This is a genomic window from Ruegeria sp. AF5, from assembly GCF_056541905.1.
The window spans coordinates 543,431-554,192 of sequence record NZ_JBQFYZ010000002.1; the positions used below are offsets into that span (position 1 = coordinate 543,431).

At 56.1% G+C, this 10,762-nt stretch carries 12 protein-coding genes and 1 tRNA gene; 10 read left to right on the plus strand and 3 right to left on the minus strand.

Going from position 1 to position 10,762, the window contains the following annotated elements; genetic code table 11:
* Positions 1-94: 94 nt before the first annotated feature.
* The 3 genes from ACR0DS_RS06165 to ACR0DS_RS06175 are packed head-to-tail and all read right to left on the minus strand — an operon-like array spanning position 95 to position 2,159.
* On the minus strand, positions 95-1,264 hold the full coding sequence (locus tag ACR0DS_RS06165; RefSeq protein ID WP_480557857.1) for an HD domain-containing protein: 1,170 nt from the start codon (positions 1,262-1,264) through the stop codon (positions 95-97).
* On the minus strand, positions 1,261-1,506 hold the full coding sequence (locus ACR0DS_RS06170) for a hypothetical protein (protein WP_267366187.1): 246 nt from the start codon (positions 1,504-1,506) through the stop codon (positions 1,261-1,263). The genes ACR0DS_RS06165 and ACR0DS_RS06170 overlap by 4 nt, the downstream gene beginning before the upstream one ends.
* A complete protein-coding gene (locus ACR0DS_RS06175; RefSeq protein WP_170424714.1) occupies positions 1,506-2,159 on the minus strand; it encodes an alpha/beta hydrolase in 654 nt (217 codons plus the stop codon). Before ACR0DS_RS06175 ends, ACR0DS_RS06170 begins: the two co-directional genes overlap by 1 nt.
* 179 nt (positions 2,160-2,338) lie before the next feature.
* Here ACR0DS_RS06175 and iscR point away from each other — a divergent pair, with 179 nt between their 5' ends.
* The 10 genes from iscR to ACR0DS_RS06225 all read left to right on the plus strand — a co-directional run bounded on the left by iscR (position 2,339) and on the right by ACR0DS_RS06225 (position 10,355).
* Entirely contained in the window at positions 2,339-2,797 is a 459-nt protein-coding gene (gene iscR / locus ACR0DS_RS06180) for a Fe-S cluster assembly transcriptional regulator IscR (RefSeq protein WP_209596301.1), read from the plus strand.
* A gap of 51 nt (positions 2,798-2,848) precedes the next feature.
* Positions 2,849-3,928 (plus strand): cysteine desulfurase family protein, encoded by a 1,080-nt coding sequence (locus tag ACR0DS_RS06185; protein WP_480480881.1) that lies wholly within the window; start codon positions 2,849-2,851, stop codon positions 3,926-3,928.
* An 18-nt stretch (positions 3,929-3,946) separates the two neighbouring features.
* Positions 3,947-5,467, plus strand: a complete 1,521-nt coding sequence (gene sufB, locus ACR0DS_RS06190; RefSeq protein WP_480480883.1) for a Fe-S cluster assembly protein SufB — start codon at positions 3,947-3,949, stop codon at positions 5,465-5,467.
* Complete coding sequence (locus tag ACR0DS_RS06195) at positions 5,467-5,670, plus strand: hypothetical protein (RefSeq protein WP_480480885.1); 204 nt, start codon at positions 5,467-5,469, stop codon at positions 5,668-5,670. Before sufB ends, ACR0DS_RS06195 begins: the two co-directional genes overlap by 1 nt.
* Positions 5,671-5,718: 48 nt before the next feature.
* Positions 5,719-6,474, plus strand: a complete 756-nt coding sequence (sufC, locus tag ACR0DS_RS06200) for a Fe-S cluster assembly ATPase SufC (RefSeq protein WP_480485611.1) — start codon at positions 5,719-5,721, stop codon at positions 6,472-6,474.
* Entirely contained in the window at positions 6,474-7,754 is a 1,281-nt protein-coding gene (locus ACR0DS_RS06205) for a SufB/SufD family protein (protein WP_480557855.1), read from the plus strand. Before sufC ends, ACR0DS_RS06205 begins: the two co-directional genes overlap by 1 nt.
* Entirely contained in the window at positions 7,754-8,239 is a 486-nt protein-coding gene (locus tag ACR0DS_RS06210) for a YIP1 family protein (protein WP_480557853.1), read from the plus strand. The genes ACR0DS_RS06205 and ACR0DS_RS06210 overlap by 1 nt, the downstream gene beginning before the upstream one ends.
* Positions 8,236-8,802 (plus strand): YIP1 family protein, encoded by a 567-nt coding sequence (locus ACR0DS_RS06215; RefSeq protein ID WP_480557851.1) that lies wholly within the window; start codon positions 8,236-8,238, stop codon positions 8,800-8,802. The genes ACR0DS_RS06210 and ACR0DS_RS06215 overlap by 4 nt, the downstream gene beginning before the upstream one ends.
* A 13-nt stretch (positions 8,803-8,815) precedes the next feature.
* Positions 8,816-10,036, plus strand: a complete 1,221-nt coding sequence (locus ACR0DS_RS06220; RefSeq protein ID WP_480557849.1) for a cysteine desulfurase — start codon at positions 8,816-8,818, stop codon at positions 10,034-10,036.
* Positions 10,037-10,278: 242 nt separating this feature from the next.
* Positions 10,279-10,355: transfer RNA gene (locus tag ACR0DS_RS06225), tRNA-Arg, on the plus strand.
* The last annotated feature ends 407 nt before the right edge of the window (positions 10,356-10,762 follow it).

Consider the following 10,762-nt stretch of genomic DNA (forward strand, 5'->3'; position numbering starts at 1 on the left):
GCAGCCAACTTGGTTCAACAGTTTGATGGTAGTAGTGTTTTTTGAACGCCGCTAGAAACCAAGCAAGAAAAAAGGAGCCTTCAGGCTCCTTTTTTTATGTTTGAGGATCGGGTGTTTCGACATTCTCAAAATGCACAACCAGTTGCGGTTGCAGCCAGTCCCACAGCTGAGGTGCTCCCGCTGCAATAGCTGGTCGGACACGTGTTACAATCTGATCGAATTTTACTTTGTATTCGACCCATGATCCGCCACCTGTTTCCAGATTTGCTATGGGTGTTTGAAACCGGTCAACAGCCTTTGCAAATCTGGCTTCCGGGGTTTCAGCCGCCTCAAACTCGCGCCATAGTTCAGTAAATGACCTGTGTTGACAGTCAGGCAGAAGGCCAAACAGTCGTTTGGCGGCGGCCTGTTCCTTGGCTTCTTGTTCCGCGTGGTCGACATGTCCGTGGATCGGGTGGTCGCCCGCGTCGATTTCGACAACATCGTGCAAAAGCAACATCTGGAGGATTCGGTCCACTTGAACATCCGAATGCGCGTATTCCGACAATACCCAGGCGTAGAGAATGACATGCCACGAATGTTCCGCCGAGTTTTCGAACCGGTCACTGGCCATCAGGCGTGACGCGCGCAGAACGGATTTCAACTGGTCCGCTTCTGTGAGAAACGCCAATCTTTTCGTGAATGCGTCATCCTGAGGGTCGGACTTGGTCAAGAGGTTTGTGGCATGCTGATGGGCCAGTGGAAACGCATGGGCCAGGTAAGCTGCGCGCCCTCCCGCCAGGTTCGACCGCGCAATTTCCACATGATCGTGTCGCGGGTCGGTGGCGCACAGAACCTGAAACAGCGGCTGGCAGCGATCCAGAATCTTGGCGAACCGGGCATCCGGGGTCTGGTCCGCCTCGAATTCGTGCCAGAGAGAAAGAAATTCCTGTGCCTGTTCGTCGGGCAACAGGCCAAACAATTCCTGTGCTGCGGCCTGTTCAGCCTCGGCCACGGTATCCCAATCCGTGTTGAGGTGAATCGGGTGATCACCTGTCACGATCTCGACCAGATCATGCAGCAGCAACATGCGGATGACCCGGTCGACCGAGATGTCCGGCCCGGCCAGTGGCGCCATGACCATTGCCCACAAAGCCAAGTGCCAGCTGTGTTCGGCGGAGTTTTCGGGCCTTGACTGGTCAAGCAGGACATTTGCCCGCTCGACCAGTTTCAGATTGTCGGCCCGTTTCAGAAATGCGACCTGCGCAACCAGGCGATCGGTCATTGCTTTTCAATCGCCTTGAGTTTCGCGCGATGCGAAGCGAGGCGCTTGATCACGAATTGTCTGGCCTTGCGTTCAGCCAGACGCACGCGGATTTCTGTCAGGAAAGCCTCTTCCAGAGATTGAGACGCCGCACCAAGAACTTCACCCACTTCCACAAAGAACCGGTCTTCGCCGGTTTCGTCCATGACCTTCATCGTATCTTCGGCCAGTTTGGCCGCGAGCGATGTGATGGTGTCGGACATTAGCGGGTGTTCTCAGTCAGCCGACGTTTCACATAGTCGCTGACATCTGTGATCAGCGTGTCCATGTGGCGATCCTGGAAGAAATGATCCGCGCCCTCAACCTCGTTATGGGTGATCGTGATCCCTTTTTGCTCGTGCAACTTGTTGACCAGCGCGGTGGTATCCGCTGGTGGTGCCACACGGTCAGCCGATCCGTTGATGATCAAGCCCGAAGACGGGCAGGGCGCAAGGAAGGAAAAGTCATACATGTTGGCAGGCGGCGACACGCTGATGAAACCCGTGATTTCGGGGCGGCGCATCAGCAACTGCATTCCAATCCACGCCCCAAACGAAAAGCCCGCAACCCAACAGTGTTTCGAGTTGTTGTTCATGGATTGAAGGTAATCCAGCGCAGATGCCGCATCGCTCAGCTCGCCTACGCCCTGATCATATTCGCCCTGGCTGCGACCGACGCCGCGGAAGTTAAAGCGCAGCACTGTGAAGCCCATGTTGTAAAAGGCATAGTGCAGGTTATAGACCACCTTGTTGTTCATGGTCCCGCCGAACTGAGGATGCGGGTGAAGCACGATAGCGATCGGTGCGTCTTTTTCCTTTTGCGGGTGGTAACGGCCTTCCAGGCGGCCTTCGGGTCCGGGAAAAATCACCTCGGGCATGTGTGCTTTGGTCCTGTCATTTTCGTGCGGGTATCCGGATATACTTGACTATAATCGTCGGACACCTTAGAACGGTTCTAATTACATTGCTTGGCGCAATCGCGCTGTCAGTCGGAGATACGCACTGGCAGCGTCGGCGTCAATGATTTCGCGCAGATCCGGCTAAAAGGGGGCAGGGCATGAAGCTTTCAACCAAAGGGCGTTACGCGATGGTCGCTTTGGCGGATATTGCGCTTCAGCCAACAGACCGGCTGGTAACCCTGGGCGAAATCTCGGAACGGCAGGACATTTCTCTGCCGTATCTTGAGCAGCTTTTCGTCAAGCTGCGTCGCGCGGAACTGGTTGCTTCTGTCCGTGGGCCCGGAGGGGGGTATCGTCTTGCACGCCCCGCGTCCGAGATTCGCGTGGTCGAGGTTCTGGCCGCTGTGGATGAGACAGTTGATGCGCTGCAAAAAGGGGCCGGAGCATCCGGTGCGTCATCGGGTAGCAGGGCGCAATCCCTGACGAACCGCTTGTGGGAAAGCCTGAGCGCGCATGTTTATGTCTTCCTGCACCAGACGCGCCTGTCGGATGTGATCAGAAACGACCTTGCGCCTTGCCCGGCAGTTCCAAGCCTGTTTTCCGTCGTCGATGAATGAGCTGGGTAAGTCGAACATGCATATGAGTTCTGTGCAGGAAAAGATGTATCCATGAAACGTGTTTATCTGGATCATAACGCGACTACGCCGCTGCGACGCGAAGCGCGCGAGGCAATGATCGCGGCGATGGATGTGGTCGGGAACCCGTCATCTGTTCATGCGGAAGGACGTGCCGCAAAAGCGCTGGTCGAACGCGCGCGGGCGCAGGTCGCCGAGGCCGTCGGTTGCCGTCCGCAAGAGGTCATATTTACCTCTGGCGCAACTGAAGCGGCGCGGGTTCTGCAAAATCGCCCCGAAGGCTGCGACGTCTTTGTCGACAGCACTGCCCACGATGCGCTGTGGTCGCATTTCGATCTGACCCATTGTAGCGAGCATCCCTTTGGCCCTGGGCACATATTGGCGATGGGGCTTGCGAACTCCGAAACAGGAGTCATCACGCAGCCGCCACAGAAAGTTGAGAACCAGTGGCCCTATGGCGCGCGGCGCGCGGACTGGCTGTTGCTGGATATTACGCAGGTTGTCGGACGCATTCCATTTTCCTTCGCCTGGAGCGGCGCTGATATGGCGATCCTGTCGGCGCATAAGATTGGCGGGCCAAAAGGTGTTGGCGCTTTGATCCTGCGGCAAGGTATCGATATCGAACCTTTGGCCAGCGGTGGCGGACAGGAAATGGGCCGAAGATCTGGTACTGAAAATGTGGTGGGCATTGCCGGATTTGGCGCGGCTGCCGAGGCTGCTCAGCGCGATCTGGCGGATGGAGTATGGGAAAAAGTCAGAGAACTTAGAAATATTCTAGAAAACGCCCTTGAGGCTGGTGCAATATCTACTATTTTTGTCGGGAAAGATCAGGAGCGACTCCCGAATACCCTGTGTTTCGCGACGCCCGGCTGGAAAGGCGAAACGCAGGTGATGCAGATGGATTTGTCTGGCTTTGCCATCAGTGCGGGATCCGCCTGTTCCAGCGGCAAGGTCAAAACCAGTCGGGTTCTGACGGCAATGGGATTTGATGAGACGGTGGCGTCATGCGCAATCCGCGTATCGTTGGGGCCAGAGACGACTGAAGAAGATGTGCTGCGTTTCGCCGAAACGTGGCTTGAAAAAGAGAAAAAGCATCGCGCGCGGGCTGCGTGATCTGACGGAGGGTAAGTCATGGCCGCTTTGGACCAGACCCAGGTAAAAGAAGGTGTCGATCAGGAAACCGTGGACGCGGTTCGCGAGGTCGGCACATACAAATATGGCTGGGATACCGATATCGAGATGGAATACGCGCCCAAAGGCGTGAACCCGGATATCGTCCGTCTGATCTCGGGGAAAAACGATGAGCCCGAGTGGATGACCGAATGGCGTCTGGCCGCGTTCGAGCGTTGGACCAAAATGGAAGAACCCAAATGGGCGATGGTTCACTATCCGCCAATCGATTTTCAAAACCAGTATTACTATGCCCGCCCCAAATCGATGGAAGAGAAACCCAAATCTTTGGATGAGGTTGATCCAAAGCTGCTCGCCACTTACGAGAAGCTTGGTATCCCTCTGAAAGAACAGATGATTCTGGCTGGTGTTGAAGGGGCTGAGGATGCACCTGCCGAAGGCCGCAAGGTGGCAGTCGATGCAGTGTTTGACTCGGTTTCCGTGGGCACGACTTTTCAGGCCGAACTGAAAAAGGCAGGCGTGATCTTCTGCTCGATCTCTGAGGCGATCAAAGAGCATCCTGAGCTGGTCAAGAAGTACCTGGGAACCGTGGTTCCCGTATCGGACAATTTCTATGCAACATTGAATTCAGCTGTATTCTCGGATGGCTCATTCGTCTACATCCCGCCGGGCGTTCGCTGCCCGATGGAACTAAGCACGTATTTCCGCATCAACGCCGAGAACACGGGCCAGTTCGAACGCACCCTGATCATTGCTGACAAGGGCTCGTACGTCTCATATCTGGAAGGCTGCACTGCACCCCAGCGTGACACGGCACAACTGCATGCTGCCGTGGTCGAGATCATCGTCGAAGAAGATGCCGAGGTGAAATACTCGACCGTTCAGAACTGGTTTCCGGGGGACGAAAACGGCAAGGGCGGTATCTATAACTTCGTGACCAAACGCGCCGACTGCCGGGGTGACCGGTCCAAGGTGATGTGGACGCAGGTGGAAACCGGATCGGCCGTGACATGGAAATACCCGTCCTGCATCCTGCGCGGCAATGAAAGCCAGGGTGAATTCTATTCGATCGCGATTGCCAACAATTATCAACAGGCCGACACCGGCACCAAGATGATTCATCTGGGCAGGAACACCAAGTCGCGCATCGTGTCCAAGGGCATCAGCGCGGGCAAGGCCCAGAACACCTATCGTGGGCTAGTGTCGATGCACCCGAAAGCCAGGGACAGCCGGAACTACACGCAGTGTGACAGTCTGCTGATCGGCGACAAATGCGGCGCACATACGGTTCCCTATATCGAGGTCAAGAACAACTCGAGCCGCGTTGAGCACGAGGCGACGACGTCAAAAGTGGATGACGATCAGCTGTTCTACTGCCGTCAGCGCGGCATGGACGAGGAAGAAGCCGTGGCTCTGGTGGTCAACGGGTTCTGCAAAGACGTGCTTCAGGCGCTTCCGATGGAGTTTGCGATGGAAGCACAGCAGTTGGTGGCCATCTCACTTGAAGGTTCGGTTGGGTGATGACGCGGTCACCCGGAACCCGCATCCGTAAGGATAATGTGCTGACCTGGCTTGGGTACGCATTGCCGGTTCTGGGCGGTCTGCTTGGCGTGGCCTACGTCAACACCCATTACATGGAATTCATCAACCCGGTTTGGGCGGTAGGTGGCGGGGCAATCCTGGGTTGGATTCTCGCCAGACTGATCCGCAGATTGCTGGGCTAGAACAATGCGGGGTCACAGTGCCCCTTGCGATACGCAAAAGGACAAAAAATGCTGGAAATCAAGAATCTGCACGTGAAACTTGAAGAAGAAGACAAGCAGATCCTAAAGGGTGTGGACCTGACGGTTGAAGCCGGCAAGGTACACGCGATCATGGGGCCGAACGGGTCAGGCAAGTCAACACTCAGCTACGTGCTGTCGGGCCGCGACGGGTACGAAGTAACCGAAGGTTCGGCCACTCTGGACGGTCAGGACCTGCTGGAGATGGAACCGGAGGAACGCGCAGCAGCAGGTGTTTTCCTTGCCTTCCAATACCCGGTTGAAATCCCCGGAGTTGGCAACATGACCTTCCTGCGCACCGCAGTAAACGCGCAGCGCAAGGCCCGTGGAGAAGAGGAACTGTCTGCCGCAGACTTCCTGAAAGAAGTGCGTGCCAAGGCCAAGACGCTAAAGATCGACGCGGATATGCTTAAGCGCCCGGTCAATGTTGGTTTTTCGGGCGGTGAGAAAAAGCGTAACGAAATCCTGCAGATGGCTATGCTTGAACCGAAGATGTGCATCATGGACGAAACCGACTCGGGCCTTGATGTGGATGCGATGAAGCTGGTCGCCGAAGGTGTGAATGCCCTGCGGGACGAAGGCCGTGGGTTCCTGGTCATCACCCATTACCAGCGCCTGCTGGATCACATCAAACCTGACGTCGTGCACATCATGGCCGATGGCCGCATTGTCAAAACCGGAGGCCCGGATCTGGCGCTTGAGGTTGAAAACAACGGTTATGCCGACATTCTGGCCGAGGTGAACTGATGGCTTTGCCGCAAGCGAAACAAACCGCAACCGAGGCGCGTCTGGCTGCGCTGACCATGCCTGACGCGGGCTGCACCCGTGGTGCACGCGAAGACGCTTTGGCGCGTGTTCTGGAATCCGGGTTGCCGGGGCGCCGGGATGAGTATTGGAAATACACTCAGCCCGACAGTCTGGTTTCTGCCGAGGCTTTGCCTGCGGCGGTGTTTATCAATGATGAACCGGTACTTTTCAACGACCTTGACCGTTTGAAAATAGTCTTTGTCGACGGGGTGTTCAGCGCCGAGGAATCCGATGATCTGTCGCTGGATGGTGTCAAGATCGACCGGATTGAAGACATCTGCTGCAAAGACATTCATTGGGCAAAAGACCTGTATGGCGTTCTGGAAGCGCGTGGCCAGTCCCCGGTTCAACGTCCGTTGGCTGCATTGAACACGGCCTTTGCGTCGGACGGCGTTGCCATTCACGTTACGGGCAAACCCTCTAAACCGATCAACCTGATCTATCGTCATGCCTCGCCGACATCCGATGCGATCCTCCATCACGTTATTCGCGTGGAAAGCGGGGCCGAGGTGACAATTCTTGAATCCGGCCCGGCGGCGTCGCGTTTCAACAAATGCATGGAAATTGAAATTGCCGACAAGGGGACGCTGCATCATGTGCGGGCGCAGGGCAGGGACCATGAACGTCGCGCCGCGACCCATATGTTCACGCGTTTGGGGGCAGAATCGGTCTACAAGTCCTTCACCTTGACGGCGAATGGGGTGCTGACCCGTAACGAACAGGTTGTTGAACTGACCGGGGACAATGCGGTGGCGCATGTGGCCGGGGCCTGTGTTGGGGATGGTGATTTCCACCATGATGACACGGTTTTCATCACCCATGACGCGGTGAATTGCGAAAGCCGTCAGGTCTTTAAGAAAGTTCTTCGCAACGGTGCGACCGGAGTGTTTCAGGGCAAGATCCTTGTAAAGGAAGGGGCTCAGAAAACTGACGGCTACCAAATCAGCCAATCGCTGCTTTTGGATGATGACAGCCAGTTCCTCGCCAAACCGGAGCTAGAGATCTACGCCGATGACGTGGCGTGTTCCCACGGCTCAACCTCGGGGGCGATTGACGAAACAGCGCTGTTCTATCTTCGGTCACGGGGTGTACCGGTCAAGGACGCGACCAACATGTTGACGCTGGCGTTCCTGGCCGAAGCGGTGGACGAAATCGAAAACAGTGCTTTGGCAGATGAAATCGTAAGCCGTCTGGAAGGGTGGCTGGCGCGTCGAAGCTGATGGCCCTGTCGTCGGATATCCTAGCAACGTACCGGGGGCCGGGGCGCGTGGTGCGCAGGCTTCTGGATATGGGCCAACGAGAAGACCGGGCGCTGATCTTTGTCATGGCTTTTTGTGTGGTGGCATTCATCGCCCAGATGCCTGGCCTTGCCCGTAAAGCGCATCTGGAAGGCGTTGAGCTGAATATGCTTCTGGGTGGTGCTCTGCTTGGATCAGTGTTCATTCTGCCCTTGGTTTTTTACACGCTGGCACAGGTATCTCATTGGGCGGCACGCCTGTTTGGCGGGCAGGGAAGCGCTTATGGTGCGCGCCTGGCACTGTTCTGGGCGCTGTTATCCTCTGCGCCGCTGATTCTGCTGAACGGCCTTGTCGCCGGGTTCATCGGGCCAGGGCCTACCTTGACGTTTGTAGGTCTCGCCTGGGTTGCTGTTTTTGTCTGGTTCTGGGTATCCGGTTTCAGACAAGTGCAAAGGTCCGTCGCATGAATTCGAGTTTTCTGGGAAATCTGGCGGCCTTGACGATCAAGAACCCGTCCGAAGCGGCGCGACAACTGATGGCGCTCAAGCTGGGGCGAGAAGTGCTTTGGCTGGCATTTGCGCTGGCGGTCGTTTTGAACTGCGTTGTCCAATTGGGAATTGATCTGTCGATAACAGTGGCGGCGGGTCAACCCTCTCCTGCGCTCGAAAGCATTCCCATGGTTTTGGTGCGCTCAGCCGGGGCCATGATGCTGAGCATTGTCGCGTTTCTGCTGGTCGGGCGGATGTTTGGAGGTCTGGCGAGGTTCGATGATCTGATGGTTCTGACGATCTGGCTGCAATTCCTGCAAATAGCCGCCTTGGTCGTGACGCTGATCTTGAGCCTGACCCTACCGTTCCTGATGATGATGACATTGTTGGCGACAGCAATCCTGAGCCTTTACGTCACGCTTCATTTTCTGAACGAAGCGCATCAGCTCGGGTCGCTCTGGAAATCCTTTGCGGTAATTGTGTTGTCAGCCCTTGTCGCCATCCCTTTTGTTCTGTTTCTAAGCCCAACCGGGCCCGTCTAGGAATACCACTCTTATGTATGATGTGCAGAAAATCCGCTCTGACTTTCCGATCCTGTCGCGTCAGGTGAATGGCAAGCCTTTGACGTATCTCGACAATGGTGCTTCGGCTCAGAAACCTCAGGTGGTCATTGACGCGGTGACGCGGGCCTATGCCGAGGAGTATTCGAATGTCCATCGTGGCCTGCATTTTCTGTCCAATCTTGCGACAGAGAAATACGAGGCCGTTCGTGGCACGATCGCGCGGTTTCTGGGGGCATCGAACGAGAATGAGATCGTCCTGAACTCTGGTACCACCGAAGGGATCAACCTGATCGCCTATGGCTGGGCTATGCCGCGACTTGAAGTGGGGGATGAGATCGTTCTGAGTGTGATGGAGCACCATGCAAACATCGTACCCTGGCACTTCCTGCGCGAACGACAGGGCGTCGTGCTGAAATGGGTCGATGTCGACGCAGAGGGCGGGCTGGACCCTCATGCGGTAATCGATGCAATCGGGCCGAAAACCAAGCTGGTTGCTGTGACGCACTGCTCGAACGTGCTGGGTACGGTTGTGGATGTGAAAACCATAACTAATGGCGCACATGCCAAGGGCGTCCCGGTTCTGGTTGACGGCAGTCAGGGTGCCGTTCACATGCCGGTAAATGTCGAAGAGATCGGGTGCGATTTCTACGCAATCACAGGCCACAAGCTTTATGGTCCGTCAGGGTCGGGTGCGATTTTCATCAAATCCGAACGCATGGCCGAGATGCGCCCCTTTATCGGTGGCGGCGACATGATCAAAGAGGTCAGCAAGGATCAGGTCATCTATAATGACCCGCCAATGAAGTTCGAGGCCGGCACGCCGGGGATCGTTCAGACCATCGGTCTTGGCGTGGCGCTGGAGTATATGATGGACCTGGGGATGGAAAACATCGCTGCCCATGAATCCAGCTTGCGCGATTACGCGATGCAACGTCTGACCGGACTGAACTGGTTGCAGGTTCAGGGCACTCGCCCGGACAAGGCCGCGATTTTCAGCTTTACGCTGGACGGTGCTGGCCATGCACACGACGTTTCTACCATTCTCGACAAGAAAGGTGTTGCGGTTCGTGCCGGTCACCACTGTGCAGGGCCGCTGATGGACCACCTGGGGGTGACGGCAACATGCCGCGCCAGTTTTGGTCTCTATAACACTACCGATGAAGTAGATACGCTGATCGAAGCGCTTGAATTGGCGCATGATCTGTTTGCCTGATTTTGGTCTTGATAGGGTGCGGCAATCGCGATTTGCAGTTGCACCCGGATTGGAACAAGGTTAGCTAACGGCCAAGGCACCTGTAGCTCAGCTGGATAGAGCGCTGCCCTCCGAAGGCTGATGTCAAGGGTCCCTTTTGTAAAGACGAGTGAAAATAAACTTTTCGGATCAGTGGTTTGCGGGGCTGCCGATCTTTGCTTTAATCCCGCGAAAAATTGAAGTAAGCACTGCGTAAGCAGTTTGCACCCGTAGCTCAGCTGGATAGAGTGTCGCCCTCCGAAGGCGAAGGTCACAGGTTCGAATCCTGTCGGGTGCGCCACTTCCCCCCAAGTTTCGCGGTTTTCTGCCCTCACTGGTGTCGCTGGCGCCAGCTTTTCGACGTCTTGAGAGTCAGAGGCGGGCGGGAAGGGCCGTGACGGGTTGAAGGCTGGAGGAGAGGCCTCCGGCGCCCGTCGCGGAGGTTTTCCAATGAATACCGAGATTATGGATGCCGGGCGTGATATCAGCGGCGGCTACAAGGTGGATGTGTCGCGCGGCGAGTGTCCGCCATTAGCACCCATGGAACAGACTAGGTTGATTGCGTAGCGGAGGATTTCAGGCTCATCGTAACCATCAGAGAGTGGAGATGAGAATGAAATCCGGGAAACAGAAAGCGTCAGCAGAGAGAGTTGTCAAAGACATCCGCAGGAAGACACGGCGCCAGCATTCGGCAGAGGAGAAGATCCG

Coding starts and splice junctions, on each gene's coding strand:
- ACR0DS_RS06185 (WP_480480881.1), top strand. CDS start 2,849: ATGAAACGTGTTTATCTGGATCATAACGCGACTACGCCGCTGCGACGC.
- ACR0DS_RS06170 (WP_267366187.1), bottom strand. CDS start 1,506: ATGTCCGACACCATCACATCGCTCGCGGCCAAACTGGCCGAAGATACG.
- ACR0DS_RS06195 (WP_480480885.1), top strand. CDS start 5,467: ATGACGCGGTCACCCGGAACCCGCATCCGTAAGGATAATGTGCTGACC.
- ACR0DS_RS06210 (WP_480557853.1), top strand. CDS start 7,754: ATGGCCCTGTCGTCGGATATCCTAGCAACGTACCGGGGGCCGGGGCGC.
- iscR (WP_209596301.1), top strand. CDS start 2,339: ATGAAGCTTTCAACCAAAGGGCGTTACGCGATGGTCGCTTTGGCGGAT.
- ACR0DS_RS06175 (WP_170424714.1), bottom strand. CDS start 2,159: ATGCCCGAGGTGATTTTTCCCGGACCCGAAGGCCGCCTGGAAGGCCGT.
- ACR0DS_RS06220 (WP_480557849.1), top strand. CDS start 8,816: ATGTATGATGTGCAGAAAATCCGCTCTGACTTTCCGATCCTGTCGCGT.
- sufB (WP_480480883.1), top strand. CDS start 3,947: ATGGCCGCTTTGGACCAGACCCAGGTAAAAGAAGGTGTCGATCAGGAA.
- ACR0DS_RS06205 (WP_480557855.1), top strand. CDS start 6,474: ATGGCTTTGCCGCAAGCGAAACAAACCGCAACCGAGGCGCGTCTGGCT.
- ACR0DS_RS06165 (WP_480557857.1), bottom strand. CDS start 1,264: ATGACCGATCGCCTGGTTGCGCAGGTCGCATTTCTGAAACGGGCCGAC.
- sufC (WP_480485611.1), top strand. CDS start 5,719: ATGCTGGAAATCAAGAATCTGCACGTGAAACTTGAAGAAGAAGACAAG.
- ACR0DS_RS06215 (WP_480557851.1), top strand. CDS start 8,236: ATGAATTCGAGTTTTCTGGGAAATCTGGCGGCCTTGACGATCAAGAAC.